The organism is Terrabacter sp. NPDC000476 (assembly GCF_040300125.1).
Classification (GTDB): domain Bacteria; phylum Actinomycetota; class Actinomycetes; order Actinomycetales; family Dermatophilaceae; genus Terrabacter.
The window spans coordinates 398,109-424,206 of record NZ_JBEPDF010000003.1 but is presented as its reverse complement, the minus strand read 5'-3'; the positions used below and the strand labels follow the sequence as shown (position 1 = coordinate 424,206).

At 74.0% G+C, this 26,098-nt stretch carries 27 protein-coding genes and 1 tRNA gene; 13 read left to right on the top strand and 15 right to left on the bottom strand.

What is annotated here, in order from left to right:
• The first annotated feature begins 8 nt into the window (after positions 1–8).
• Complete coding sequence (locus tag ABT295_RS17965; RefSeq protein ID WP_352395760.1) at positions 9–473, top strand: SRPBCC family protein; 465 nt, start codon at positions 9–11, stop codon at positions 471–473.
• Positions 470–928: a GNAT family N-acetyltransferase gene (locus ABT295_RS17960; RefSeq protein WP_352395759.1), complete on the top strand. Its 459-nt coding sequence runs from the start codon at positions 470–472 to the stop codon at positions 926–928. The genes ABT295_RS17965 and ABT295_RS17960 overlap by 4 nt, the downstream gene beginning before the upstream one ends.
• A gap of 57 nt (positions 929–985) precedes the next feature.
• Here the strand turns inward: ABT295_RS17960 and ABT295_RS17955 are convergent, their stop codons facing one another.
• From ABT295_RS17955 to ABT295_RS17945, 3 genes are all read right to left on the bottom strand, one after another.
• On the bottom strand, positions 986–2,944 hold the full coding sequence (locus ABT295_RS17955; RefSeq protein ID WP_352395946.1) for a M13 family metallopeptidase: 1,959 nt from the start codon (positions 2,942–2,944) through the stop codon (positions 986–988).
• Positions 2,945–3,092: 148 nt separating this feature from the next.
• Positions 3,093–3,773, bottom strand: coding sequence for a hypothetical protein (locus ABT295_RS17950; protein ID WP_352395758.1), 681 nt, complete (start codon positions 3,771–3,773; stop codon positions 3,093–3,095).
• Positions 3,770–5,146, bottom strand: a complete 1,377-nt coding sequence (locus ABT295_RS17945; protein ID WP_352395757.1) for a PspC domain-containing protein — start codon at positions 5,144–5,146, stop codon at positions 3,770–3,772. Before ABT295_RS17945 ends, ABT295_RS17950 begins: the two co-directional genes overlap by 4 nt.
• A 126-nt stretch (positions 5,147–5,272) precedes the next feature.
• Between ABT295_RS17945 and ABT295_RS17940 the strand changes: the two genes are divergently transcribed.
• Both ABT295_RS17940 and ABT295_RS17935 read left to right on the top strand, forming a co-directional pair.
• Positions 5,273–6,787 carry an ATP-binding protein gene (locus tag ABT295_RS17940; protein ID WP_352395756.1) on the top strand — a complete coding sequence of 505 codons (1,515 nt, stop codon included), beginning with the start codon at positions 5,273–5,275 and terminating at the stop codon, positions 6,785–6,787.
• Positions 6,784–7,488: a LuxR C-terminal-related transcriptional regulator gene (locus ABT295_RS17935; protein WP_352395755.1), complete on the top strand. Its 705-nt coding sequence runs from the start codon at positions 6,784–6,786 to the stop codon at positions 7,486–7,488. The genes ABT295_RS17940 and ABT295_RS17935 overlap by 4 nt, the downstream gene beginning before the upstream one ends.
• 38 nt (positions 7,489–7,526) lie before the next feature.
• Here the strand turns inward: ABT295_RS17935 and ABT295_RS17930 are convergent, their stop codons facing one another.
• Positions 7,527–8,357, bottom strand: coding sequence for an alpha/beta fold hydrolase (locus tag ABT295_RS17930; protein WP_352395754.1), 831 nt, complete (start codon positions 8,355–8,357; stop codon positions 7,527–7,529).
• A gap of 46 nt (positions 8,358–8,403) precedes the next feature.
• Entirely contained in the window at positions 8,404–9,255 is an 852-nt protein-coding gene (locus ABT295_RS17925) for an SDR family oxidoreductase (RefSeq protein WP_352395753.1), read from the bottom strand.
• A 97-nt stretch (positions 9,256–9,352) separates the two neighbouring features.
• Here ABT295_RS17925 and ABT295_RS17920 point away from each other — a divergent pair, with 97 nt between their 5' ends.
• Together ABT295_RS17920 and ABT295_RS17915 are read left to right on the top strand one after the other, a co-directional pair.
• Entirely contained in the window at positions 9,353–9,730 is a 378-nt protein-coding gene (locus tag ABT295_RS17920; protein WP_352395752.1) for a winged helix-turn-helix transcriptional regulator, read from the top strand.
• Positions 9,727–10,431, top strand: coding sequence for a sirohydrochlorin chelatase (locus ABT295_RS17915; protein ID WP_352395751.1), 705 nt, complete (start codon positions 9,727–9,729; stop codon positions 10,429–10,431). Before ABT295_RS17920 ends, ABT295_RS17915 begins: the two co-directional genes overlap by 4 nt.
• On the opposite strand, the gene ABT295_RS17910 is transcribed toward ABT295_RS17915, so the two are convergent.
• Both ABT295_RS17910 and ABT295_RS17905 read right to left on the bottom strand, forming a co-directional pair.
• Entirely contained in the window at positions 10,424–10,789 is a 366-nt protein-coding gene (locus ABT295_RS17910; RefSeq protein WP_352395750.1) for a FluC/FEX family fluoride channel, read from the bottom strand. The two genes, ABT295_RS17915 and ABT295_RS17910, sit on opposite strands and share 8 nt — an antisense overlap.
• Positions 10,786–11,151, bottom strand: a complete 366-nt coding sequence (locus tag ABT295_RS17905) for a fluoride efflux transporter FluC (protein ID WP_352395749.1) — start codon at positions 11,149–11,151, stop codon at positions 10,786–10,788. Before ABT295_RS17905 ends, ABT295_RS17910 begins: the two co-directional genes overlap by 4 nt.
• Before the next feature lie 81 nt (positions 11,152–11,232).
• Between ABT295_RS17905 and ABT295_RS17900 the strand changes: the two genes are divergently transcribed.
• The gene (locus tag ABT295_RS17900; protein ID WP_352395748.1) at positions 11,233–11,889 is read left to right on the top strand and encodes an IMPACT family protein; all 657 of its coding nucleotides are present in this window, start codon (positions 11,233–11,235) and stop codon (positions 11,887–11,889) included.
• A 36-nt stretch (positions 11,890–11,925) separates the two neighbouring features.
• Positions 11,926–12,498, top strand: coding sequence for an HhH-GPD-type base excision DNA repair protein (locus ABT295_RS17895; RefSeq protein WP_352395747.1), 573 nt, complete (start codon positions 11,926–11,928; stop codon positions 12,496–12,498).
• Between the two features lie 92 nt (positions 12,499–12,590).
• Here the strand turns inward: ABT295_RS17895 and ABT295_RS17890 are convergent, their stop codons facing one another.
• On the bottom strand, positions 12,591–13,961 hold the full coding sequence (locus tag ABT295_RS17890; protein WP_352395746.1) for a cystathionine beta-synthase: 1,371 nt from the start codon (positions 13,959–13,961) through the stop codon (positions 12,591–12,593).
• Between the two features lie 156 nt (positions 13,962–14,117).
• Here ABT295_RS17890 and ABT295_RS17885 point away from each other — a divergent pair, with 156 nt between their 5' ends.
• The gene (locus ABT295_RS17885) at positions 14,118–15,218 is read left to right on the top strand and encodes an SGNH/GDSL hydrolase family protein (protein ID WP_352395745.1); all 1,101 of its coding nucleotides are present in this window, start codon (positions 14,118–14,120) and stop codon (positions 15,216–15,218) included.
• A 65-nt stretch (positions 15,219–15,283) separates the two neighbouring features.
• On the opposite strand, the gene ABT295_RS17880 is transcribed toward ABT295_RS17885, so the two are convergent.
• A complete protein-coding gene (locus ABT295_RS17880) occupies positions 15,284–16,051 on the bottom strand; it encodes a hypothetical protein (RefSeq protein WP_352395744.1) in 768 nt (255 codons plus the stop codon).
• Between the two features lie 270 nt (positions 16,052–16,321).
• On the opposite strand from ABT295_RS17880, the gene ABT295_RS17875 reads away from it, so the two are divergent.
• Both ABT295_RS17875 and ABT295_RS17870 read left to right on the top strand, forming a co-directional pair.
• A complete protein-coding gene (locus tag ABT295_RS17875; RefSeq protein ID WP_352395743.1) occupies positions 16,322–17,545 on the top strand; it encodes an acetyl-CoA C-acetyltransferase in 1,224 nt (407 codons plus the stop codon).
• 193 nt (positions 17,546–17,738) lie between these two features.
• The gene (locus ABT295_RS17870) at positions 17,739–18,647 is read left to right on the top strand and encodes a type IV toxin-antitoxin system AbiEi family antitoxin (RefSeq protein ID WP_352395742.1); all 909 of its coding nucleotides are present in this window, start codon (positions 17,739–17,741) and stop codon (positions 18,645–18,647) included.
• Positions 18,648–18,754: 107 nt separating this feature from the next.
• Here ABT295_RS17870 and ABT295_RS17865 read toward each other — a convergent pair whose 3' ends face one another.
• Positions 18,755–19,060 (bottom strand): hypothetical protein, encoded by a 306-nt coding sequence (locus tag ABT295_RS17865; RefSeq protein WP_352395741.1) that lies wholly within the window; start codon positions 19,058–19,060, stop codon positions 18,755–18,757.
• A 6-nt stretch (positions 19,061–19,066) separates the two neighbouring features.
• Positions 19,067–19,942 carry a Bax inhibitor-1/YccA family protein gene (locus ABT295_RS17860; RefSeq protein ID WP_352395740.1) on the bottom strand — a complete coding sequence of 292 codons (876 nt, stop codon included), beginning with the start codon at positions 19,940–19,942 and terminating at the stop codon, positions 19,067–19,069.
• 154 nt (positions 19,943–20,096) lie between these two features.
• Between ABT295_RS17860 and ABT295_RS17855 the strand changes: the two genes are divergently transcribed.
• A tRNA-Leu gene (locus ABT295_RS17855) sits at positions 20,097–20,171 on the top strand.
• A 177-nt stretch (positions 20,172–20,348) separates the two neighbouring features.
• Complete coding sequence (gene mptB / locus ABT295_RS17850; protein ID WP_352395739.1) at positions 20,349–21,977, top strand: polyprenol phosphomannose-dependent alpha 1,6 mannosyltransferase MptB; 1,629 nt, start codon at positions 20,349–20,351, stop codon at positions 21,975–21,977.
• 8 nt (positions 21,978–21,985) lie between these two features.
• Here mptB and ABT295_RS17845 read toward each other — a convergent pair whose 3' ends face one another.
• The 4 genes from ABT295_RS17845 to eno form a co-directional block, all read right to left on the bottom strand.
• On the bottom strand, positions 21,986–22,957 hold the full coding sequence (locus ABT295_RS17845; RefSeq protein WP_352395738.1) for a Ppx/GppA phosphatase family protein: 972 nt from the start codon (positions 22,955–22,957) through the stop codon (positions 21,986–21,988).
• Positions 22,954–23,532 carry a DUF501 domain-containing protein gene (locus tag ABT295_RS17840; RefSeq protein ID WP_352395737.1) on the bottom strand — a complete coding sequence of 193 codons (579 nt, stop codon included), beginning with the start codon at positions 23,530–23,532 and terminating at the stop codon, positions 22,954–22,956. The genes ABT295_RS17845 and ABT295_RS17840 overlap by 4 nt, the downstream gene beginning before the upstream one ends.
• A gap of 105 nt (positions 23,533–23,637) precedes the next feature.
• Entirely contained in the window at positions 23,638–24,036 is a 399-nt protein-coding gene (locus ABT295_RS17835) for an FtsB family cell division protein (RefSeq protein ID WP_352395736.1), read from the bottom strand.
• 283 nt (positions 24,037–24,319) lie between these two features.
• The gene (gene eno / locus ABT295_RS17830) at positions 24,320–25,621 is read right to left on the bottom strand and encodes a phosphopyruvate hydratase (RefSeq protein WP_352395735.1); all 1,302 of its coding nucleotides are present in this window, start codon (positions 25,619–25,621) and stop codon (positions 24,320–24,322) included.
• Between the last annotated feature and the right edge of the window lie 477 nt (positions 25,622–26,098).

Genomic DNA, 26,098 nt, shown 5'->3' with positions numbered 1-26,098 from the left:
ATCGCGCCATGGCCGACAAGAGCTTCCACATCAGCCGGACGACGACCATCTCGGCGACGCCGGAGCGCATCCACGCGCTGATCGACGACTTCCGCGAGTGGCAGGCCTGGTCGCCCTGGGAGGGCCTCGACCCCGCGATGGAGCGCACCTACACCGGAGCCCCGAGCGGCGTCGGGGCCGTCTACGCCTGGCGCGGCAACAGCAAGGCGGGCCAGGGCCGGATGGAGATCCTCGAGTCCGAGCCGCACCACGTCGCCGTCGACCTGCTCTTCGCGGCTCCGATGAAGGCCCACAACCGCGTCGACCTCACCCTCACGCCCGAGGGCGGGCAGACGCACGTGGAGTGGACGATGACCGGCCCGCAGAACGTCGTCATGCGCCTGATGAGCAAGGTCTGGTCGATGGAGAAGCTCGTCGGTCCCGACTTCGAGAGGGGCCTCGCCCAGCTGAAGCGCACGGCCGAGCAGGCGTGAGCGGGTGGGCGATCCGTCGCGCCACGCGCGACGACGTGCCCGCGATCGTCGCGATGCTCGCCGACGACCCGCTCGGCGCGGCCCGGGAGGACCCGGCTGACACGGCGACGTACGACGCCGCCTACGACCGCGTCGCCGCGGACCCGGCGCAGCACCTCGTCGTCGCCGAGCGTGAGGGGGCCGTCGTCGGCACGCTCCAGCTCAGCGTCGTCCCGGGACTCTCGCGACGCGGCACGACCCGGACCGTGATCGAGGGCGTCCGCGTGGCTCGGGACGAGCGCGGCTCGGGCCTCGGGACCGAGCTCGTCACGTGGGCCGTGCAGGAGTCGCGTCGACTGGGGGCCGGCCTCGTGCAGCTGACGAGCGACGCGAGCCGCACCGACGCCCGCCGCTTCTACGAGCGGCTCGGCTTCGTCGCCTCGCACGTCGGGTTCAAGCTGCCGCTCGACGACTGACCCGGACCGACCCCGCGGGCGTCGCCCACGGGGTCGGTCGTCGGTGGCGTGCCGCGCTCAGAAGATGCGCACCCGCTGGTCGGGGTCAAGCCACATGCGGTCGCCGGGATGCACGTCGAAGGCCTCGTGGAACTCGGAGAGGTTGCGCACGGCATTGCCGCGCACGTCCTGCGGTGAGTGGGGGTCGACGGCGAGCAGGCGGATCGCCTCGGCCTCGCGCGCCTTGCCCCGCCACACCTGGGCCCACCCGATGAAGAAGCGCTGCGGACCCGTGAAGCCGTCGAGCTCGGGCATGCCGTGCTCCTCGCAGGCGATGCGGTAGGCGGAGTAGCCGATCTGCAGCCCCCCGAGGTCGCCGATGTTCTCGCCGACGGTGAGCCCGCCGTTGACCTTGTGGTCCTCGGAGAGACCGGCGGGCGTGTAGGCGCTGAACTGCTCGATGAGCTGCTGGGCCAGCGCGTCGAAACGCGACCGGTCCTGCTCGGTCCACCAGTCGCGCAGGGCACCGGTGCCGTCGTAGCGCGAGCCCTGGTCGTCGAAGCCGTGCCCCAGCTCGTGGCCGATGACCGCCCCGATGCCGCCATAGTTGACCGCGTCGTCGGCCTCGAGGTCGAAGAACGGCGGCTGGAGGATCGCAGCCGGGAACACGATCTCGTTCATCGTCGGCATGTAGTACGCGTTGACCGTCTGGGGCAGCATGAACCACTCGGTGCGGTCGATCGGCCCGCCGATCTTGGCGAGGTTGCGGTCGACCTCGAAGGCCGCACTCCTGCAGACGTTCCCGACGAGGTCGTCCGCGTCGATCTCGATCGAGGAGTAGTCGCGCCAGACGTCGGGGTAGCCGATCTTCGGCGTGAAGGCGGCGAGCTTGTCGATGGCCTGGGCCCGGGTGTCGGGGCCCATCCACTCGAGCGACGCGAACGATCGGCGGAAGGCCTCGACGAGGTTGGCGACGAGCTGCTGCATGCGCTCCTTGGCCGCCGGCGGGAACCAGCGATCGGCATACAGCTGTCCGACGGCCTCGCCCACGCACGACTCGACGACGGCGACCCCGCGCTTCCACCGCTCCTTGTTCTCCGGCTGACCGGAGAGGGTGCGGCCGAAGAAGTCGAAGTCCTCGTCGACGAGGGCCTGCGGCAGCAGTGCCGCGAACTCCGACAGCACGTGGAAGGTGAGCCAGGCACGCCAGTCCTCGAGGTGCGCGCCCTCGAGCTCGGCGCCGAGGGCGCTGACGAAGCTCGGCTGGCGCACGACGACCTTCCCGAACGCACCTTCCGGCGCCTGCAGGCCGGAGATCCATGCGTCCCAGGGGAACTGGGGCGCAAGCGCCTTCGCCTCCTCGAGGGAGTGCGGGTTGTACGTCTTGATCGCGTCGCGGTTCGTCACCGTGTCCCAGTGCGACGACGCGAGGCGCGTCTCGAGCGACATCGTGCGCGCGGCCTTGTCGGCGGCGTCGGGGATGGCCGCGAGGTCGAGCAGGCGCTCGATGTGCGCGACGTAGGCCGTGCGGATCGCGGCATACTTCTCCTCGCGGTAGTACGACTCGTCGGGCAGGCCCAGCCCGCCCTGCTCGAGGTAGACGACGTAGTCCTCCGGCGACCGCTCGTCGGGCGAGACGAAGTGCCGCAGCGGGCCGCCGACGCCGTCACGCTCGAGGCGGCCGAACGTCGCCCCGAGCGACTCGACGTCGGTCACGGCGGCGACCTGCGAGAGCGCCGCCTGCAGCGGCGTCAGGCCGAGCTCCTCGATGCGCTCGGTCCGCATGAAGCTCGCGTAGAGGTCCCCGACCTGGCGCTGCGGGCTGCCGCCCACCGCGTCGTGGGCCGCGGCCGCCTCCTCGATGAGGTCGCGCACGCGCGACGTCGACTCCTCGCGGAGGATGTCGAAGGTGCCGAAGCGGGACCGGTCCCCCGGGATCTGCGTCGTGTCGAGCCACGTGCCGTTGACGAACCGGAACAGGTCGTCCTGCGGACGGGCCGACCGGTCGAAGGCCTCGAGGTTGATGCCGGACTGCATGACCACGCTCTCTCTCCCCACATCGGGCGCCGGACCGGACCGGCGATCGTGCGTTCGAGCCTAGTCACGACCCGGGGCGCCCGCTCGGCCCCCCGCCGCCTCTGCCACGGGTCGGCGGGGTCGGCCGGCGAGCGCCCCACCGGGTCGGTCAGCGGCGCAGCCGCCCCGCCACGACGCCGGCGAGGCCGACGAGGAGCAGCACCCCGCCGAAGGCACCGATCATCGAGGGACCCACCTGGTCGAGGCTGAGGTCGGCGTCCGTCACGTTGCCGACGACGAGGTAGGCCGCGACGAGCATCGTCAGCAGGCCGAACATGATCGCGCCGGGCCGCGGGCCCCTGCGCACGGTGACGAGCACCGGGCGCGGGGCGGGGGTCGGGGCCGCCGGGGGCGCCGGGGGCGCCGGGGGCGCCCAGGCCGGGTCGGGACGGGTCGTGCCGGGCGGGGGCAGGTGCGGCAGGTCGCTGCCCGGCACGACCGCGTCGTCGGGCACCGGCGCGTGCGACTCCACGCGGAACGGCGTCGTCGGGGCGGGGCCCGCCGCGGGCATCGTCCGCGTCGCGCCCGACGGGATCGCCGCCGTGTCGCCCGCGTTCGTCGGCACGGATGCCGTCGGGTCGTTCGCGGCGGAGGGCGCGGGCGTCGGGTCCGCGGTCGGGTCGCTGAACGTCAGGTCGGGCGTCTCGTCCGGGGTGTGCTGGTTCATCGCGGTCGCCTCCGGGGGATTGGGATGGTCGAGGTCGGCATGCACGTCGGTGCCGTGCGGGTCGGTGCCGTGGGGGTCGGTACCGCGCGGGTCGGTGCCCTGCGGGTCGGTCGTGGCGCTCATCGGCTCGCCCTGGCGGGGGTGACGGTGATCTGGCCGATGCCGACCTCCGCGTCGACGACGATCTGCTCCTGACCGGTCTGCGGGCCGTAGGTGAGGGTGCGCTCCCAGCCGAGGCCGCTCTCGCGCATGCCGCCCATCCCGGTGCGTCCGCCGTCGCCCGACGAGACGGTCACGTCACCGTCCGTCGTGCCCTTCGCGTCCAGGTCGCCGGCGCGGCCCTTGGCGTGCACCGTGACCCGCACGCCCTCCGGCACCACGAGGTCGAGCTGCCCGACGCCGACGGTGGCCGTCACGGTGTCGGTCTGCGGCGTCGCGGCGTAGCCGGCCTTCGTCAGGTCGACCTTCATCTGGCCGAGGCCGAGCTCGAGGTCGGGCGGCGGCGTCAGCGAGGTCACGGTGAAGGTGCGCTCGCCGGCCTGCCAGGGCTGTGTCAGCCCCGCCGGGGCGGCCGTCGCCACGGCGGCCACGAAGAGGCCCGTCACCACGAAGAAGTGCAGTCCACCCGAGCGACGCCCGGCGATGCCTGCGACGAGGATCACCAGGCCGAGCACGCCGACGCCGGAGGCGACCCCGACGGCGAGGGCGTTGCCCCGCCAGTCGGCGGCCTGGGCCACCGACATGAGGGCGACACCGGTGACGATGGCGAGACCCAGCGCGAGCAGGGAGCCGGCGAAGCCGAGCGACGGCGTGCGTTCGCGCACGACGGTCGGCGCGGGCGTCCGCGGGGCGCCGAGGGAGGCGCCGGCGTTCGCCGCCGCGTTCCCCGTCGAGCCGTAGGGCCCGTTGCCGTATGCGCCTGCTCCCCCGGGCGTCGCCGTGCCGTCGCCCACCGGCGGGGTCGACCCACCCGGGGTCGCCTGGGTGGTGCCGGCCACGCCCTCGGACGGGCTCGGACTGCCGCTGCGGTCGCGCCAGGGCGCCTGTGCCATCAGCTCGCGACCCGTTCCGGTGCGGGTGAGGAACCACCAGGCCCCCACGACGAGGAGCGCGAAGCCGAAGAAGCGGAAGCCGCGCGAGTCGCCGCCCCACCACGGGCCGCCGCCGCTCACCGCGATGGCCGTGACGACGAGCAGGAAGATCGAGCTGCCCTCGCCGTGCTTCAGCGCGCGCTCGACGTGGATCTCGCCGCCCTCGTCGGGCATGAGCAGCCACAGCACGAGGTAGAGGGCGAGGCCCATGCCGAAGAAGAGGGAGAAGAGGATGAAGCCCGCACGCACGACGAGCGGGTCGACCCCGAGCCAGCGGGCCGTGCCCGCGGCGACACCGGCGAACCAGCGACCGTCGGAGCGGCGTATGATCCCCGGCTTGCGCAGGGCGGCGTAGAAGCCGTCGAGGCCGCGCCCCTGCGGCGGGGCGCCAGTGCTTTTCGTCATGGCCCCAGCGTGGCCCCCGCGAACGGTCGCCAGCCATGAGGGTCGACCCTGAGCGCACCCTGACGCGACCCCCAAAGGTGGCCTCGAGGGTCGCCGCCACGCACCCGCGTGGGCGAGGATGGGATGGTGCAGACGGCATACGAGAGCGGCGCGGACCCCGTGGACCCCGTGGACCCCCAGGGGCCCGCCGGTCGCGCGACCCCCGCCCCCGCCGTCCCGGCGCCGTCGCACCCGAGCTCGCCACCGCTGCCGCCCGCCATGAGCTGGCGCACGACGCCGCGGCCGCCGCTCGCCCGTCGACGCGACGGCAAGGTCGTCGCGGGGGTCGCCACCGGGCTGGCCCTGCACCTCGGTGTGCCGGTGCTCGCCGTGCGGATCGCCCTGGTGCTCACGACGATCCCCTTCGGCGCGGGCCTCGCGGTCTACGTGTTCCTCTGGGCCACGATGCGCCAGGTCGACAACCTCCCGGGAGCCGTGACCTCCCCGCCGGCGGCAGCCGCAGCGGGGGCAGCCACGAACCCGACGACGAGCCCGACCACGAGCCCGGGGGGCGGGTCCGCCGCGAGGGCGACTCCCGCCGTGGACCTCGCGAGCCTGCGCACGTGGCTGCGCAGCGGCAACCAGGCCGTCGTGCTGACGCTGCTCGGGGTGGCCGCGCTCGCCGTCGCGGGCGCGCTGTGGCTCGGCGGGGCGGGTCTCGACGTGCACGCCGAGCTCGTGCTGCCCCTCGTCGCCATCGTCATCGGCGCCATCTTCTTCTGGTCGCAGCTCGACGAGACCGACGCGATCGGCGCCCGGCGGCCGGTGCGGTGGGTGTGGCTCGTCGTCGGTCTCGGCCTGACGATCCTCGGACTCGTCGGCCTGCTCGTGCGGGGCACCGACCTCACCGAGCTGTGGCAGGTGGCCGGTGCGGTGCTCGCCGCCCTCGTCGGCGTCGCCGTGCTCTCGGCGCCGTGGATCCTGCGGCTGTGGAGCAACCTGCGGCTCGAGCAGGCCGCCCGCATCCGGGCCACCGAGCGCGCCGACATCGCGGCGCACCTGCACGACTCGGTGCTGCAGACGCTCGCCCTCATCCAGCGCCAGTCGACCGACTCCGCGACCGTGGCCCGGCTCGCCCGTGCCCAGGAGCGCCAGCTGCGCAGCTACCTCTACGACGAGGACGCGCGCGCCGGCACCCTGACGGCCGCGCTGACGGCCGCCATGGGCGAGGTCGAGGACCTCCACGGCGTGCCGGTCCAGCTCGTCGTCACGGGCGACCGGCCCATGGACGAGCACCTCGACGCCCTCGTCAAGGCGGTGCGCGAGGCGACGTGGAACGCCGTGCGCCACGCGGCGCCGCCCGTCAGCGCCTACGTCGAGGTCGGCCCGGACGCCGTCGAGGCGTTCGTGCGCGACCACGGCACCGGCTTCGACCTCGACACCGTGCCCGACGACCGCGCCGGCGTGCGCGAGTCGATCATCGGGCGCATGGAGCGCCACGGCGGCAGCGCCCGGATCCGCCGCCGCGCCGACGGCACCGAGGTCGAGCTGCGCCTGCCCGTCGGGCAGGTGCCCGGCCCCGACCCGGCCGCGCCCGGCGACCCGACCAGCTCGTCCACCTCGTCCACCCCGCCCACGCACGCGCAGGAGCAACCTTCATGACCGACCCGCGGACCATCCGCATCGTCCTCGTCGACGACCACCACATGTTCCGCACCGGCGTGCGCGCCGAGCTGTCGTCGCTCGACGGCGGAGCGCGGCCGGCCGCCTTCCGGCTCGAGATCGTCGGCGAGGCCGGGGCCGTGGAGTCGGCGACGTCGGTGATCACGGCGGAGCAGCCCGACGTCGTGCTGCTCGACGTCCACCTGCCGGGCGGGGACGGGCACGGCGGCGCCGACGTCATCCGGGCGTGCGCGGGCGTGCAGTCACGCGCCGGGGTCCCGGTGCGCTTCCTCGCGCTGTCGGTCTCCGACGCCGCCGAGGACGTCATCGCCGTCATCCGGGCCGGGGCCCGCGGCTACGTCACGAAGACGATCAACGCCGAGGAGCTGCTCACGGCCATCGGGCGGGTCGCCGACGGCGACGCCGTCTTCAGCCCCCGCCTCGCCGGCTTCGTCCTCGACGCGTTCGGGGCGGCCGCCGGCGAGGTGGCCGAGATCGACGAGGAGCTCGACCGGCTCTCGGCGCGCGAGCGCGAGGTGATGCGGCTCATCGCCCGCGGCTACCAGTACAAGGAGGTCGCGAAGGAGCTGTTCATCTCCGTCAAGACCGTCGAGACCCACGTCAGCTCGGTGCTGCGCAAGCTGCAGCTCAGCTCGCGGCACGAGCTGACGGCCTGGGCTATGGGCCGCCGCCTCCTCTGACCACCTGCCGCGTCGTCCGCGGCCGGGGCCGTATGCGGTCAGTCGGGGGCCGTGACGAAGCGACGCAGGGCGGTCACGACGATCTCCGGCGCGTCGGTGTGCACCCAGTGCCCGGCGCCCTTGATCGTGAAGAGGCGGGTGCGCGGGAAGTGCCGTCGCATGCGCTCGGCGTCGTCGCGCTGGATGTACGGCGAGTCGCCGCCCGCGACCCACAGCACCGGTCCGTCGTAGGCCGGCAGCGCGTCGAGGTCGTCGGGCCAGCCCGCGATGCGCGACCCGGCGCCACGGGCGGCGTCGCCCGCGACGAGGTCGAGGTTGACCTGCCACCGCCACGACGCCCCGTCGCGGCGGAGGTTCTGCAGGAGGAAGGCCTTGACGCCGCGGTCGGGCTCGGCGAACCGGGCCTCGGCGTCGCTACGGCTCGTCAGCTCTCCGAGCGGGAGGGCCTGCATCTCGCGGATGTAGCCCTCGAACCGCTCGAGCGAGCCGTAGCCCTTCGGCGCGATGTCGACGACGACGAGCCGGTCGACGAGCTCGGGGTGGCGCAGCGCCAGCACCATGGCCACCTTGCCGCCGAGCGAGTGCCCGACGACGGTCCACCGGTCCGGGCCCCCGGCCGCCCGCAGCGTGGCGGCCACGGCGTCGGCGTAGCCGTCGAGCGAGAACCCGTCGGACCACGGCGACCGGCCGTGGTCGGGCAGGTCGACGAGGAGGCACCGGGCGTCGGCGCCCTCGGACCCGCTCACGGCCTTGGCCATCTGGGTCCAGTTGCGGCCCTGGCCGAAGAGGCCGTGCAGGAAGGCGATCCGGGGCCCGGCCGTGCCCACGGCCAGGGTGTTGAGGCGGTCCTGATCCGCAGCCGAGGTCATGCCCGCGAGCCTACGCGGCGCCCGGGCACGACCTCGCCGCGGTTCCTCAGGCGGAGCGCAGGGCCTGCTCGAGCGTCGTCGTGGGGCGCCCGATGAGCGTGGACAGGTCGCGGGCGTCGGTGAACAGCTCCCCCTCGGAAAGCCCGCGGTCGCCGTCGGCGAGCACGGCGGCATACGGCTCCGGCACGCCGGCGGCAACCAGCGCGGCGGTGTGGTCGTCGGCGGAGAGGTCCCGGTAGGCGATCTCCCGCCCGGCGACCCGGCCCAGGGTCTCGGCCAGCTCGCCGAGCGTGAACGCGGTGTCGCCCCCGAGCTCGTAGACGGTGCGCGCCGGGTCGGGCTGGGCGAGCACGACAGCGGCGGCCGCGGCGTAGTCGGCCCGCGTGGCCGCACTCACCCGGCCCGTTCCCGCCGAACCGATCACGGCTCCGTGCTCGAGGACGGTCGGCACCTGGGCCGTGTAGTTCTCGAGGTACCAGGAGTTGCGCAGGAAGACGTGCGGCAGGCCGGAGGCGGCGAGCAGCTGCTCGGTGGCTCGGTGCTCCTCGGCCAGCACGAGGGTGGAGCGGTCGGCCCGGGTGATGCTCGTGTAGGCCACGAGGCCGACACCCGCCCGACCGGCGGCCTCGACGACGTTGCGGTGCTGGGCCACCCGCCGGCCGACCTCGCTGCCCGAGACGAGGAGCAGCCGATCGACGCCGGCGAACGCGGCATCGAGCGAGGCGGGCTCGTCGTAGTCGGCGCGGCGGACCTGGACGCCGCGCGCCGCGAGGTCGGCGACGGCCTCCGGGGTGCGGGCCGTGGCGACGACGTCGCGCGCCGGGGTGCCGCGCTCGAGCAGGGACTCGACGACGAGGCGACCGAGGTGGCCGCCGGCGCCGGTGACGAGGAGGGTCATGACGGATCCTTTCGGGGAGGGTCTGGTTCCCCCTCAACACGCCCTCGGCCGCGGCACTTCCCGGGAGTTAGTACCCACTTTGAAGTAAGGTACTGACATGATGGGAAGTGCCACGCTGCGCGACTGGTTCCCCGACGCGGTCTTCGCCGCGGGGTGCCCGAGCCGGGTCGTCCTCGACCACGTGACGAGCAAGTGGGGCACGCTCGTGCTCCTCGCCCTGTCGGAGGGCGAGCCGTTGCGCTGGAGCGAGCTGCGCCGACGGGCCGAGGGCGTCAGCGAGAAGATGCTGGCGCAGACCCTGCGCACCCTCGAGGCCGACGGGCTCGTGCACCGGGACGCCAAACCGGTCGTACCGCCGCACGTGGAGTACTCCCTCACCGCCCGCGGCGTCGAGCTGGCCGGGCTCATGGTGCCCCTCATGCTGTGGATCGTGGCGCACGCGCCCGACATCCTCGCCGACGCGGACGCCCGATGAGCCGCGAGCCCGCCGCGGCGCAGGAGCCCGTGCTCGTGGCCGCCGCGCACGGCACGTCCTCACCCCGCGGCCGGGCGGCGATCGGGCGGCTCGTGGCCGCCGTCGCGGCACGCCGGCCCGACCTCACGGTGCGGGCCGCCTTCGTCGACGTGCAGCCACCGGACCCGGCGAGCGTGCTCGGGTCGATCCCCGCCGGTCGCGGGGCCCGCGTCGTGCCGTTGCTGCTCTCGGCGGGCTACCACGTCTTCGTCGATCTCACCGAGGCCGTGACGCCCGTGCCCGGGGCCACGCTGGCCCCGGCCCTCGGACCCGACGACCGCCTGGCCCAGCTGCTGCGTCGCCGCCTCGAGGCGGCCGGGCTGCGCGCCGACGACGTCGTCGTGCTCGCCGCCGCCGGTTCCTCGCAGCCCTCCGCCGTCGCCGACTGCGTCCGGGTCGCCGACGCCCTCGGCGGCCTGCTCGGGCGTGCCGTCACGGCGGCCTTCCTCTCGGCGGCCCAGCCACGGTTGGAGGAGGCCGTCGCGGCGGTGCGGGTCCGCGGGCGACGCGTCGTCGTCGCCACCTACCTGCTCGCACCCGGCTTCTTCGCCGACCGCGCCACCCGGTGCGGGGCGGACGTCGTCACGCCGCCGCTGCTGCTGCCCGACGGGCCCGCACCGGAGGAGCTCGTCGACATCGTCGTCGAGCGCTACCTCAGCTGAGCGCCCACCAGCCCAGCCAGGCGCCGGCGAGGCCGAGCACGAGGTTGGCGAGCAGGTTGCCGAGGGCACCGCTCCTCCGCTCCTCGCGCCACAGCTCGACGGTGTCGGCCGCGAGGGTCGACAGGGTCGAGAGGCCGCCGCACGTGCCGCCGACGAGCACGAGCGTCCACGTGGGCCCGAGGTCGCCGCGGGCCGCCACGACGGCGCCGCCGACCACCGAGGCCGCGACGTTCGCGGTGAGCACCCCGAGCGGGAGCGGGCGCCGCGGGAGCGCGGCGACGAGCCACGTGCGCAGCAGGGCACCGGCAGCACCTGCCGCGACCGCGAGCACCCACCCCCACCACGGCGTGCCGTTCACGCGCCCGCCTCCTCGTCCGGTGCGACGAGCCCGCCGAGCCAGTAGCCGAGGGCGGCGGCCACCACGCCGAGCCCGAGGCTCACCGCGAGCCCGAGGGCGACGGCGGTCGCGGCCGAGCCGTCGACGAGCGCGATGCTGAGCGCCGAGAACGAGGTGAAGGCACCGAGGAAGCCCGGGCCGAGGAGCGAGCGCAGCCGCGGGCGCACCGGCAGCCGGGCGAGCACCCCGAGCAGGAAGGCACCGGCGACGTTGACGACGCTGATCCGTGGGTCCCACTCCGCGCCACCGGAGCTCCCGCTCGTGAGGACGAGGCGCAGCAGGGTGCCGAGCGCGCCACCGAGGGCCACCGCGACGACGTGCATGGCAGCAGTCTCGCAGCCGGCCGGTCGACGCGCGCACCGGCCGGGGCATACTCGAGAGGTCCGCGTCACGTCCGAGGAGAGATGGCCCCGGTGACCCAGCCCCTGCGCTACCTCACCCTCGCCTCCCCGGCTGCCGCGGAGCTCGAGGTCAAGCGGTCGCGCTTCCGGTGCGAGCTGGCCCCCGTGAGCTCCGAGGAGGAGGCACGGGCGTTCGTCGCCGACGTGCGGGCCGACCACCGCGACGCCCGACACCACTGCACGGCCTTCGTCGTCGGTGCCGACGGCGCGACGCAGCGCTCCAACGACGACGGCGAACCCTCCGGCACCGCAGGCGCGCCAATGCTCGAGGTCCTGCGCGGCCGCGACCTCACCGACGTCGCCGCCGTCGTCTGCCGGTGGTTCGGCGGCACGCTCCTCGGCACCGGCGGGCTCATCCGCGCCTACGCCGATGCCGTGTCGCTCGCCCTCGACGACGCCCGGGTGCTGGCCCGCGAGCGGCGCGAGGGGATCGTCGTCGACGTCGACCACGCGACCGGGCCGCGACTCGAGCACGCCCTGCGCGGCCTGCCCACCACCGGGGTGACGGCCGTCGAGTACGGCGCCGACGGCATCCGCCTCCACGTCGCGACGGCCCCCGGCAGCGCGGGCGCGGTGACGGCCACCGTGGCCGCCGTGACGTCGGGGCGCGGTCGCCTGGGGCCGGGGCCGTCGACGTGGGTCGACGCCGACGACGCGTGACGGCCGGCCGCGCCGCGCGCGTGAGAGCATGCCGGCATGGGCTTCCAGATCGCAGGTGACCCCGCTGCCGACCGCGTCCTCGACGAGCACCCCTTCGCCGTCGTCGTCGGCATGATGCTCGACCAGCAGTACGGCATGGAGCACGCCTTCAGGGGCGGCCACAAGGTGCTGAGCCGCTTCGGCACGCTCGACCCCGCCGCCATCGCCGGCGCCGACCCCGACGAGTTCAAGGCGATGGCGAGCACGCCGCCGGCGATCCACCGCTTCCCCGGCTCCATGGCCGCCCGGCTGCAGGAGCTCGCCGCGCTCGTCGAGAGCCGCTACGACGGTGACGTCACGCGGCTCTGGACCGAGGCCACGACCGGCAAGGAGCTGCTCAAGCGCGTGCAGGAGCTGCCGGGCTTCGGCAAGCAGAAGGCGCAGATCTTCGTCGCCCTCCTCGCCAAGCAGCTCGGCGTCCGTCCCGAGGGCTGGGAGGCGGCTGCCGGCGACTACGCCCAGGACGGCTACCGCTCGGTCGCCGATGTCGTCGACGGGGACTCACTGCTCAAGGTGCGGGAGTTCAAGCAGGCCAAGAAGGCCCAGGCCAAGGCCGACCAACAAGGCTGAGCCACCGTCACCGTCGCAGGTATGCCGCTGGGCTCGCCTCTCCTCGAAGCGAGCCCAGCGGCATACCTGGTTCGGGCGAGGCCCGGCGGCGGTCAGTCGGCGAGGAAGCCGAGCAGGTCGGCGCGCGTCAGGACGCCGACGGGCTTGCCGTCCTCGACGACGAGGATGGCATCGGACTCCTCGAGCTCCTTGCGGGCCGCGGACACCGGCGACCCGGCACCCACGAGCGGCAGGCCCGCCTCCATGTGCTTGTCGACCGGGTCGGCCAGGTGGGCCTGACCGGTGAACAGGGCTGCCAGCAGGGCCCGCTCGCTCACGGCGCCGGCGACCTCGCCGGACATGACGGGCGGCTCCGCCTTGACGACGGGCATCTGCGAGACGCCGTACTCGCGCAGGATCTGGACCGCGTCGCGGATCGTCTCGTTGGGGTGCGTGTGCACGAGCGCCGGCATGTCGCCGGTCTTGCTCCGCAGCACCTCGCCGACCGTCGTCTCCGTGTGGTCGTTGAGGAAGCCGTAGGAGTGCATCCACTCGTCGTTGAAGATCTTGCTCATGTAGCCGCGGCCGGAGTCGGGCAGGAGCACGACGAGAACGGCGTCCTCGGGCAGGTCCCTCGCCGCGCGCAGGGCCGCCACGACGGCCATGCCGCACGAACCGCCGACGAGCAGGCCCTCCTCGCGCGCGAGCCGGCGCGTCATCTCGAAGGAGTCCGCGTCGCTGACGGCGATGACGTCGTCGACGACCGAGGGGTCGTAGGCGCCGGGCCAGAAGTCCTCACCGACGCCCTCGACGAGGTAGGGCCGTCCCGTGCCGCCGGAGTAGACGGAGCCCTCGGGGTCGGCCGCGATGATGCGCACGGCGCCGTCGCTGACCTCCTTGAGGTAGCGGCCGGTGCCGCTGATCGTGCCGCCCGTGCCCGCGCCGGTGACGAAGTGCGTGACGCGCCCGTCGGTGTCGCGCCAGATCTCCGGGCCGGTCGTCAGGTAGTGGCTGTTCGGGCCCTCGGGGTTGTAGTACTGGTTCGGCTTCCACGCCCCGTCGATCTCGCGCACGAGGCGGTCCGAGACGGAGTAGTAGGAGTCGGGGTGCTCGGGCTCGACGGCGGTCGGGCAGACGACGACCTCGGCGCCGTACGCCTTGAGCACGTCGCGCTTGTCCTGGCTCACCTTGTCGGGGCAGACGAACACGCAGTGGTAGCCGCGGCGCTGGGCCACGAGGGCGAGGCCGACGCCGGTGTTGCCGCTCGTCGGCTCGACGATGGTGCCACCCGGCTTGAGCAGCCCGTCGCGCTCGGCGGCCTCGACCATGCGCAGGGCGATGCGGTCCTTGACGGAGCCGCCCGGGTTGAAGTACTCGACCTTCGCCAGCACGGTGCACTTCACCCCCGCGTCCGCGACGACGGAGCCGAGCTTGACCAGGGGCGTGTTGCCGACGAGGTCGGCGACGTTCTCTGCATACTTCACGCGCCCATCCTAGGAGGACCGTCCCACCGTGCGAGACACGCGGTGCGGCGAGCGCCCCGTCCGGAGCGTGCAGACAGGGCCGAACCGGGCACGGACCGACGAGCCGGGGCGTTACCGTGGTGGACGCGGTTTCATCTCGGCGGAAGGGGAGCCCGCATGGGGCGTGCACGACGCGCGCGCAGGATCGCGCAGGCCGCGGCCTACGGCGGTGGTGTGGGCGTGGCCGGGCTCGGCGTGCTGGGTGGCCTCGGCTACGGACTGCTCCGGGTCGAGGCGGTGATGACCCGCCGCATCGTCGGGCAGCACTTCGAGGGTGCGCCCGACGACGCCGGCCGTTACGGCACGGGGCACGGCCGACCGGTGCGCCTCGTCGTGCTCGGCGACTCGACCGGGGCCGGCATGGGCGCCGACCACCCGCACGAGACGATCGGCGCGACGGTGGCGAGCGGCGTCGCGGCCTTCAGCGGGCGCCCGGTGGAGCTGACGAACGTCGCGGTCATCGGCGCCGAGTCGACGGCCCTCGGCGAGCAGGTCGACCGCGCCCTCGAGGCCGTCACCGAGCCCGACGTCGCCCTCGTGCTCATCGGCGCCAACGACGTCACCCACCGCATCGACACCTCCGTGGCCGTGCGCCACCTCGCGGAGGCGGTCCGCCGGCTGCGGGCGGCCGGCGCCGAGGTCGTCGTCGGCACGTGCCCCGACCTCGGCGCCCTCGAGCCGGTGCCGCAGCCGCTGCGGCTGCTCGCGCGGCGCTGGTCGCGCGACCTCGCGGCCGCGCAGACGGTCGCGGTCGTCGAGGCCGGCGGCCGGGCCGTGTCGATCGGCGACCTGCTGAGCGAGGCCTTCGCCGCCGAGCCGCACGTGATGTTCAGCAAGGACCGCTTCCACCCCAGCCCGGTGGGCTACGCCCGGGTGGCGGCCGCCCTGCTGCCGAGCGTGTGCGCCGCCCTGCGCCTCTTCGGTGAGCTCGACAGCCCGGCGCCCGACCGGCGCCGCGGCGAGGGGGTCGGCCCGGTCGCGGTCGCGGCCACCATGGCCGTGACCCGCCCGGGCAGCGAGGTGGCGCCCGCCGAGGTCGGCGGCCAGGCCCGCGGCGCGCAGGGCCGCTGGGCCGTGCTGCTGCACCGGATCCGCCCCGCCCTGCCGGGCTCCGGGGGCTCCGGGGGCTCCGGCCCCGGTCCGTCGCCGGCCACCGGCGCCGACGCCTCCGACGACGACGCCACCACTCCCGCGGGCACCCCGGGGGCGTATGCCTGAGGTGCCCGCTGCATGCGGAAGGGGCCGCCCGCGTCGCGGACGGCCCCCTCGCGGAGCAGGTGGTCTCAGCCGACCGACATGATCTCGCCCTTGGCCGGAGCCGTGATGCCGAGGTCCTCGTTCCACTTGGAGAAGTCGAGCTGGCCCGGGCTCTTCGTCGAGCCGGTGAAGCGCACGACCTGCGACGCGTCCTTGGAGACGTAGAGGGCGCCCTCGTCCTTGCCCTTGGTGTCCGTGAGCACCCAGCAGTCGACGCCGTTGACGCTCTCGCTCGCGACGTCGGTGCTCAGCTGGCTCGGGGTCACCGCGCCGAAGGCCTTCTCGAGGAAGCTCTTGAGGCTGAGGCTCTGGGTCATCGACGACGCCGACACCGGCGCCTTGATGAACTTGCCGCCGGCCTTCTGGACCGCTGCCGGTGCGCCCTGCTTCTTCCAGAAGGTCTCGTCACCCTGGATGTAGACGCCGTCGGGCAGCGAGATGACGCGGGCCTTGCCGTCGCCCTCCATCTCGATGGCGATGTCGGCGGTCTTGCCGTCGCTCGTGCCCTTGAAGTCGATCTTGATCGTCTTGCCGTTCTGGTCGACCTGGCCGACGAAGGCACCCGACTTCGCATCGAGCGCGTTCGCCTTCGCCTTGCTGAGGATGTCGGCGGCCTCGGGGGCGTCGCTCGCCGGCGCCGAGGTGCTGCTGCTCGACTCGGCGGGCGTGCTGGCGGTGCTCGACGCGCTGGGCGCGCTGGCGGCGGGTGTCTCGGACTTCGAGCACGCGGCCGCGCCGAGGCTGATCGCGAGCGCCCCGGTCAGCGCGGCGACGCGGGTCGGAAAGGTCTTCATGGTGGAGATGGCCCCCTGATCGTTGGTTCGCCCGGCTCGAGCAGGCGGGCGGTGGTCGGCGCTGGTGCGCCGACGGCCCGACCAGCGTATCCGGGCGTGACGACGACCTCGCCGCGTGTTCATACCCGCCCGGCGCGCTCGGCGAGACGCACGTCATGGCACGCGCCCTGTCCAACCGGTGCAAGGACGTCCTACCATCGTGGGACTGAGCAAGCGCTTAGTCGCCCGCCGCAGCGCGACCGGGCCGAACGCCGCACCAGGAGATCACCCGTGACCGAAGCCGTCATCGTCTCGACCGCCCGCTCGCCGTTCGGCCGGGCCTTCAAGGGCTCGCTCAAGGAGGTGCGCCCCGACGACCTCGCGGCCACGGTCATCCAGGCCGCGCTCGACAAGGTGCCCGAGCTCGACCGGCGCCTCGTCGAGGACCTCTACCTCGGCTGCGCGGAGCCGTCCGGCCGGCACGGCTCCAACATGGCGAAGGTCGTCGCCACCCTGCTCGACCTGGACGCCACGCCTGCCGCGACGATCAACCGCTTCTGCGCCTCCTCGGCCCAGACGACCCGGATGGCCTTCCACGCCATCAAGGCGGGCGAGGGCGACGTCTTCGTCTCGGCCGGCGTCGAGTGCGTGTCGCAGTACACCGACTGGGCCGGCGCCGGCGGCGCCAAGGAGGACCAGCAGAACGGCCGCTTCGCCGAGGCCCAGGCCCGCACGAAGCGCATCGCCGAGACGAACGCGACGTGGACCGACCCGCGCGAGGAGGGCCTGCTGCCCGACATCTACATCGCGATGGGCCAGACCGCCGAGAACGTCGCCACGGCATACGGCATCTCGCGCGAGCGCCAGGACGAGTGGGGCGTGACGAGCCAGAACCGCGCCGAGGCCGCCATCGCTCGTGGCTTCTTCGACTGGGAGATCACCCCCGTCACGACGCCCGACGGCACCGTCGTCACCAAGGACGACGGCCCCCGCGCCGGCGTCACCCTCGAGGCCGTGCAGGGCCTCAACCCGGTCTTCCGCCAGGAGGGCACCGTCACGGCAGGCAACTGCTGCCCGCTCAACGACGGCGCGGCGGCCCTCGTCATCATGAGCGACACCAAGGCCCGGGAGCTCGGCCTGACGCCGCTCGCCCGCGTGGTCTCGACGGCCGCGACCGGCCTCTCCCCCGAGATCATGGGCCTCGGGCCGGTCGAGGCGAGCAACCTCGCCCTGAAGCGGGCGGGCCTGTCGATCGGCGACATCGACCTCTACGAGATCAACGAGGCCTTCGCGGCCCAGGTCATCGGGTCGGCCGACCAGATCGGCATGGACTACGACAAGCTCAACGTCAACGGCGGCGCCATCGCCATCGGCCACCCGTTCGGCGCGACCGGTGCGCGCATCACCGGCACCCTCATCAACGCGCTGCGTGAGCGCGACGGCCAGTTCGGGCTCGAGACGATGTGCGTCGGCGGCGGCCAGGGCATGGCCGTGGTCTTCGAGCGCCTCAGCTGAGCCCCGGGGGTGGGCCCGACCCGGGCCCACCCCGGATGCCGTCGGCGCGCCTCCTCGGCCACCGTTCGGCGCACCCAGGCGGGGTCGCGCCGGCGCACGACCCGCGCCGGCCACCACTCGGCGGCCTCGGGCCGGGACCGAGCCTGTGGACGACGCCCCGGGCCGACCGCCTCGTCCTGCGAAGGTCGGGACCGTGCAGCCCCTCGACCCCTACCGGCCCTTCACCGTCGCCGACGCACGCGCCGCCGGGATCTCGCGCTGGCAGCTCGAGGGGCCGCGCTTCCAGCGGCTCTTCACCGGCATCTACGTCCGGTCCGACGTCGCGGTGACGACGCCCGTGCTCGCCGCAGCGGCCCTGCTGGCCTCACCACCGGGCACGGCGGTGTGCCACCACACCGCGGCCGCACTCTGGGGCGCGGCCGTGCCGCACTCCCCCGACGTGCACGTCGCCGTGCCCGACGGGCGCCGGCTCGTCGTCAGCGGTCTCCGGGCGCACCGACCGACCGTGGTGCCGGCCACCGGTCGGCGGCGGGGTCTACCGGTCACCTCGCCCGAGCGGACGTTCCTCGACCTGGCCGCCGAGCTCGACCTGGTCGACCTCGTCGTGCTCGGCGACTCGCTCGTGCACGTCGGGGTCACGTCGCCGGACGCCCTCCGCACGGCCGCGGCCGCGCACCGCGGGCGCGGAGCCCTGGTGGCCCGGCGCGCCGCGGGCCTCGTGCGGGCCGGGGCGGAGTCGGCGATGGAGTCACGTCTTCGCCTGCTCGTCGTGCTCTCGGGTCTTCCCGAGCCCGTCCTCCAGCACCCGGTGCGGACCCGGCACGGCTCCTACCGACTCGACCTCGCGTGGCCGGCCGTCCGCGTCGCCCTCGAGTACGACGGCCGGCACCACGTCGAGCGCGAGCGGCAGTGGGCGCGCGACCTCGGTCGGCGCGAGGCGCTCGAGGCCGACGGGTGGCGGCTCGTCGTGGCGATCGCCGGTGACGTCTTCGCCACCCCGGGGCTCACCCTGCAACGCCTCGAGGAGGCTCTTCGGCGCGCGGGCCTGCCGGTGCGAATCCGCTCGACCCAGTGGCGACGGCACTTCCCGGGGCGCGCGTAACCCGGCGCGCCAGCACGAGCCACCACTCGGCAGGGTCTCGAGACGTGGCCGGTCGGCGACGGCCTCCTGAGCCACCACTCGGCAGGACGGGCCCGGCACCCGCCCCTCTACAGCGCTCGGCGGAGGTCGGCCAGACGGTGCTCGAGGTCGGCGTCCGCCCCGGCGGCGAGCACGTCGTGCACCATGACGGCCAGCTGGTCCATGACGACGGCCGGGCCGAGGTCGGGCACCGCGGTGGCCGGCACGCCGCGCGCCGCGGCCACGCGGTCGGCGAGCGACTGCACGAGGACCCGGACGGACGGCATACGCGAGAGCGCGTGGTCGAGCGGCAGCTGGTGCCACCGCCCGACCACGCGCCGGAGCTCGTCGGACACCTCGTGCGGGGTCGGCGAACCCGCGCGCGAAGGTGTCATGGGGGATCAGTCGCGCAGGCGCGCGAAGAGACGGACGAACTCGATGTAGAGCCAGACGACCGACACGATGAGGCCGTGCGCGAGCAGCCACGAGAACTTCTCGGGGGCACCCACCTTGACCGCGTTGTCGATCGAGTCGAAGTCGATGGCCAGCGAGTAGGCCGCGAGGCCGACACCGAGGATCGACAGGCCGATGCCGAGCATGCCGCTGCCGCCGAAGCCCCAGCCGCTGATGACGCCGGTCAGCTGGAGCACCAGCTGCAGCAGGCTGAAGATCATGTAGCCGACGATCGCCATGAAGAACATCCGGCGCGACTTCGACGTGACCTTGATGAAGCCCGTCGCGTAGCCCGCGTACATCGCGGCGAACGTGCAGACCGTCGCGAGGACGGCCATGAGCACGACGCCCTCGTAGCCCTGGATCGAGTTGATCGTGTAGCTGAAGGCGCCGAGGAAGGCACCCTCGACGGCCGAGTAGAGCACGATGAGCGGCACCGAGACCGTCTTCATGAACGCGATCGCGAGGCCGAGCACGAGGCCGATGACCATGCCGCCGAGCCAGATCGGGGCGGCGAGACCCGGCGATCCGCTGACGAGGACCCACGTCACCGCACCCGCGGCGACGAGGAGGGCGAAGAGCCCGAGGCTCTTCATGATGACGCTGTCGAGCGTCAGCCGACCGGTGTCGACCGGGCCGGCGCTCTGGCGCGCGTACATGTCGTTCAGCTGCTGCGCGGTCAGGGCGTCCTGGGCCGCGTGCCCGGCCGTTGCCGACTGGGTGCCGGGCTGCTGCGGACTGCCCTGGGGCGCGCCGAAGCCGGCGTAGCGCTCCTTCTCGATCTGCTTGTTGAGCCGGTCGAAGACCGGGTTTCCACCTGCCATGTGAGTGTGCTCCTTGGGGCACTGGTGCCACCGGGCGTGGCGACTGTCACCAGAATAAGCGTTCGGGGGGTGCCCGCTGGTTCCCGAAACGCGCACGGGGGCGCGCCTGCTCCGGGCGCGCGCGGGCGCGGCGGACGGCATACTGGCTCCCTCCGCCCCCGTGGCCCAACCGGCAGAGGCAGGCGACTTAAAATCGCCATCGGTGAGGGTTCGAGTCCCTCCGGGGGTACGTGCTGCGCAGGTCGGTCGACGCCGTCCGCCCACCCCTCGGGCGCGCCGCGGGCCCCGGGCGCCGACAGCATCTAGAATGACGTGCGAGATCGAGGTCCAGGGGGACCAGGGCTGGGCCACTCCTCTCGGGCCTGCTGCACCACGGCGCAGTCCCCGAAAGAGAAGGAGCACCCCGGTGCTGGAGCCCCGCGTCGCACCCGCGACGACGACCGCTCCCTCCCGCGCGCCCTGGGCCCGGATGGCCGAGCCGCACGTGGCCGGCGCCGCCGACCTCGGTCGGCGCGTCGCCGACTCGCTGCGCCGCAGCTGGGCCGACCGCCACGTGCGCCGCGGCCTGGTCGGCACCGTCCTCGTCGCGGCGGGCTCGGTCAGCCCCGCGTTCCTGCCCGCCGACACCTTCGAGGACCCGCCCTCGCCCCTGGTCCAGCGCCTCGGCATCGAGTGGCTCGGCACGGCCACCGGCCGCGTGATCACGACGATCCTGCTCGCCGTCGGCATCGCCCTGCTCGTCGACGCGTGGCTGCGGATGCGGCCCACGCACGGTCCGAAGCCCCCCTCGCTCGCGTGGCTGCTGTGGAGCCTGCCGATCATGCTCGCGCCGCCGCTCTTCAGCCGCGACGCCTACAGCTATGCCGCGCAGGGCCAGATCGTCCTGCGCCACATGGACCCGTATGCCGTCGGCCCCTTCTGGGTCGCGGGCCCGTTCGCCGACCAGGTCGACCCGATGTGGGTGCAGACCCCGGCGCCCTACGGACCCCTCGCCCTGCAGGTGCAGCACCTCGTCGTCGCGGTGTTCCCCGAGAACGCCTACCTCGCGGCCATCGCCATGCGCGTGCCCGCGCTGCTCGCCGTCGGCCTGCTCGCCTACGCCCTCCCGCGGCTCGCCGAGCGCTACGGCGTCAGCGGCCGGCACGCGCTCTGGCTCGGCGTGCTCAACCCGCTCGTGCTCATGCACTTCATCGGCGGCGCGCACGGCGACGCCGTCATGGTCGCCCTCGTCACCTTCGCCCTGCTCCTCGCGAGCCGCGGCCAGCTGCTGACGGCCGCGGTGACGATCGCCGCCGCGGCGGCCTACAAGCAGACCGCGGTGCTCGCCCTCATCGGGGTCGTCGGGATGGCGCTGCAGGCCCGCACCGACCTGCCTCCCGGCGCCGCGGCACGACTGCGGGCGATGCTGCGCCACGGGCTGGTGCTCGGGGGCGTCACGGGCCTGGCCTTCACCGCGATCACGGCCGTGTCGGGGCTCGGCTGGGGCTGGATCCCCAACCTGTCGGTGCCGGTGACGCTGCGCTCGATGCTGTCGCCGCCCACCTTCGTCGGCAGCGTCGTCGAGTGGCTCATGCGCCTCTTCGGCATGCCGGAGAGCTGGGCGGCCGCCCCCGTTCCGGTCGCGCAGTCGATCGGCCTGGTCGCCGGCCTCGCGGGCATCGCGTGGATCACCTGGCGGGTGGCGCCGCGCAACCCGGTGCTGGCCGTCGCCGGCGCCTTCCTCGTGCTGTGCGCGTCGGGGCCGGTCATCCACCCCTGGTACCTGCTCTGGGGTGGCCTGCTCCTCGCGGCCGTGCGCCTCTCGGCGCGACACGTGCGGGCCGTCGTCTTCGTCACCCTCTTCTTCGTCACCTACGGCGTCGTCGACGCCACGGTGTCCAACGGCACCTGGGCCCTCGGGGTCTCGGCCGCGCTCTGGATGGCGGCGCGGCTGCGCGCCCACCGGAGCCGGGCCCACGAGCGGGCCGACCAGCCCGTGCTGACCGCCTCGGTCCAGCCGGCGGCGGTCCAGCAGGCCTCGCCCCAGCAGGTCTGAGCCGGCGCTCAGGCCCGGCGGGCCACGCCGAGCGCGATGCCGTCGAGGATGTCGTGCTCCGAGGTGACCACCTCACGCAGCCCGGCGCGGTCGGCGACCCGGTCGACGACGCGGCGCCACACGAGGGCACCCGCACCGATGACGTCGACGCGTCCGGGGTGCATGTAGGGCAGGGCCGCCCGGTCGGCGCGCGTCATCGCGAGCAGGTCGTCGCACGCTGCGCGCACGTCGTCGAGGGAGGAGCGGTGCAGGTGGATGCGCGTCGCGTCGTAGGCCGGCAGCCGGAGCAGGTGGGCGGTGATCGTCGTGACGCTCCCGGCCAGGCCCACGAGCGTCGCGACACCGGCCATCGGCACGACCGACTCCGCCAGGTCGAGCGCGGCGTCGACGTCCCGGATGGCGGCGGCGACCTCCTCGGGTGTCGGCGGGTCGCTGACGAGGTGGCGCTCGGTCATCCGCACGCACCCGACGTCGACCGACCGCGCCGCCTCGACGTGGTCGGTGCCGCGGACGAGCTCGGTGGACCCGCCGCCGAGGTCGACGACGAGATAGGGGCCGGGGACGCCACGAGCGGCGAGCCCCCCGGTGGCGCCGGCGAACGACAGGGCCGCCTCCTCGTCGCCGGAGACGACCTCGGGCGACACCTCGACGCCGAGGTGCTCGGCGAAGGCCGCCCGCACGCCCTCGATGAAGTCGCCGGCGTTGCGCGCGTCGCGCGACGCCGAGGTGGCCACGAAGCGCACGCGCTCGGTGCCGAGCTCGCGGCACGACGCGGCATACTCCCGCGTGACCGCGAGGGTGCGCTCCATGGACTCGGGCGCGATGACGCCCGTGCGGTCGACGCCGTGCCCGAGCCGAACGATCTCCATCCGGCGCAGCACGTCGGTGAGCTCGCCCGTGGCGGGGTCGACGTCCGCCACGAGCAGGCGGATCGAGTTGGTGCCGCAGTCGATCGCGCCGACCCGGACGGTGGCGCTCACGCCCCGCTCCCCTCGCTCGGCGAGCCGGACGGGTCGGCCGCGCCCTCGGCGGCAGCGTCCTCGGCCGCGTGCAGGGCGGCGCACGACGTCGGCGACCACCACTCGCCCAGCATCGCGAGCGCCTCGTCGCCGAGCGGGTTGACCCCCGGACCGGCGGCGAGCGCGTGGCCGACGAGGACGTGCAGGCACTTGACGCGCGTGGGCATGCCGCCGGCCGAGATGCCGTCGATCTCGGGCACGTCGCCGAGCTCGGCACGGCGGGCCAGGTAGTGCTCGTGCGCACGCCCGTAGGCCGCGGCGAGCTCGTCGTCGCGCGTGAGCCGCTCGGTCATCTCCTTCATGACCCCGGCGGTCTCGAGGGTGCTCACCGCGCCGGTGAGGCGCGGGCACGTGGCGTAGTACGTCGTCGGGAAGGGGGTCCCGTCGGGCAGGCGTGGTTCCGTGCGCAGCACGTCGGGCTCGCCGCACGGGCAGCGGTGCGCGACCTCGGCGACGCCGCGCGGCGGACGGCCGAGCTGGCGCTCGACGGCAGCGAGGTCGGCGGGCAGCGGGGACGGACGGTCGGGGGCGCTCACGCGGGGGTCACTCCAGAGTGGGTGTCGGCGGTGTCGGGAGGTCGGGCGGCGTCGGACCCGTCGGGCTCGCGGTCTCGGTCCGGGAGCGACCGGCGGGTGCGGCGTTCACCTGGCGCGCGCGATGCCGGCGGTGGGTCGGTCGGCGATCTGGATCGACTGCCAGACCTTGCCGTACCACGGCGAGGTGTCGTTGGCCATCGGCGCCGCCACGACGGGGCGCGGCGCCGTCGGCGTGTTCGGGGTGTCGGCGCCCGGGTCGATGACGGTGTACGCCCGGTCACCGACGCGCACGAACTTGAGTCGCTCGCGGGCTTGCACCTCGATGAAGGCGGGGTCCTTCCACAGGGCCGCTTCGTGCTCGAGCGCGGCCACCGTGCGGCGCTGCTCGTCGACCTTGTCCTGCATGGCCGCGACGTCGCCGCGCTGCTGCACCAGCGAGCGCAGGGTCGGCACGAGCGTCACCGCGAGCATGACGACGATGCCGAGCAGGATGGCGCCCCGCACCCAGGCGGTTGAGGCCGAGGGGGGTGCGGGCGCCGGGGTGCGCGGCCGGGCCGCGAGGGCCGGCCGCTCCTTGCCGGCACCGGGCCGGGCGGCGCGGGAGGCGCCGGGCCGGGACTGACCGGGGCGCGATTGACCGGGCCGGGTGCCCGACGCGCGGGCCGTCCCCGAGCGCGACGTCGACCGACCGGAACCCGCCGGGGCCCCGGTCGGGCGCGCGCCGCCCGCCGGGCGGCCCGTCGGTGACGGGCGGCCCGGGCGGGACGGCGTGCGGTCGGCCACGAGGTCAGCCCTCGGCGCCGAAGCGGCTCGCGTCGAAGCGCGGGAAGGCGCCGGCTCCCGCGTAGACCGCGGCGTCGTCGAGCTCCTCCTCGATGCGCAGCAGCTGGTTGTACTTGGCGACGCGCTCGGACCGCGCCGGGGCGCCGGTCTTGATCTGGCCACAGTTGGTCGCGACGGCGAGGTCGGCGATCGTGACGTCCTCGGTCTCGCCGGACCGGTGGCTCATCATGCAGCGGTAGCCGTTGGTCTGCGCCAGCGTGACCGCGTCGAGCGTCTCGGTGAGCGTGCCGATCTGGTTGACCTTGACGAGCAGCGCGTTGGCGGTGCTCGAGGCGATCCCGCGGCCGAGGCGCTCCGGGTTCGTGACGAAGAGGTCGTCGCCGACGATCTGGACCTTGGTCCCGAGCAGGTCGGTCATCGACTTCCAGCCCTCCCAGTCCTCCTCGTTGAGGGGGTCCTCGATGGAGACGAGCGGGTAGGCGTCGACGAGCTCGGCGTAGTAGGCGACCATCTCGTCGGCCGACCTGCTCGCACCCTCGAAGGTGTAGGAGCCGTCGGTGAAGAACTCGGACGCCGCGACGTCGAGCGCGAGGGCGATGTCGCGGCCGGGCTCGTAGCCCGCGGCGCGGATGGCCTCGAGGATGAGGTCGAGCGCGGCCCGGTTGGACTCGAGGTTGGGCGCGAAGCCGCCCTCGTCGCCGAGACCGGTCGCGAGCCCGCGCTCGCTCAGCACCTTCTTGAGGGCGTGGTAGACCTCGGCGCCCCACCGCAGCGCCTCGCTGAAGGTCGGCGCGCCGATCGGGGCGATCATGAACTCCTGGATGTCGACGTTGGAGTCGGCGTGCGACCCGCCGTTGAGGATGTTCATCATCGGCACCGGCAGCACGTGGGCGTTCGGGCCACCGACGTAGCGGAAGAGCGGCAGACCGGCGGACTCGGCGGCGGCGTGCGCGACGGCGAGAGAGACCCCGAGGATCGCGTTGGCGCCGAGGTTCTCCTTGTTCGACGAGCCGTCCAGGGCGAGCATCTCGGCGTCGACGAGGCGCTGCTCGCTCGCGTCGAAGCCGACGAGCCGCGGGTTGATCTCCTCGATGACGGCGTCGACGGCCTGGCTGACGCCCTTGCCGAGGTAGCGGCCCTTGTCGCCGTCGCGGCGCTCGGACGCCTCGAAGGCACCGGTGGAGGCGCCGGACGGGACGGCGGCGCGGGCGAACGTGCCGTCGTCGAGACGGATCTCGACCTCGACCGTCGGGTTGCCGCGCGAGTCCAGGATCTCGCGGGCGCCAATCTCCTCAATGCTGGCCACTGACAACTCCTGTGCAGGTCGCGCTCGGGCACCCGCCGCGGGTCGCGCGGGTGCGCCCGGGGCGTGCGCCACGGCGCCACGCTGCGTCCGCGCGGTGCGCAGTCGGCGCCCCGGTACGTCCGAAGCCTAGTGGCTGACCCGCCGAACACCTCGGAGCGACCCGGCTCGGTGTCGGATGGCGGACGCCGGGCCGCGACGGGCGCCGCCGGCCGAAAAAAAGTTGTCAGACATTACCCGCCAAAGGCCGCCGAACCGGACGCAAACCGACAAATTTTTTACTCGTTCTTGACCTTCGGCTGGGTGGAACCGACATACTCCGAAGGGTCACCGGGGGGTGGCTGTTCCATTGGGGAGTTACGACACCAGCGGGGGGTTGGTGCTGTCATGGGTCAGGCTGTGCGACAACCAGGAGCGATTCTCCTGGATCTCAACGCGCGAGTCGATGAACGCCGGGCGACGGACCGGTCGCGAAGCCAA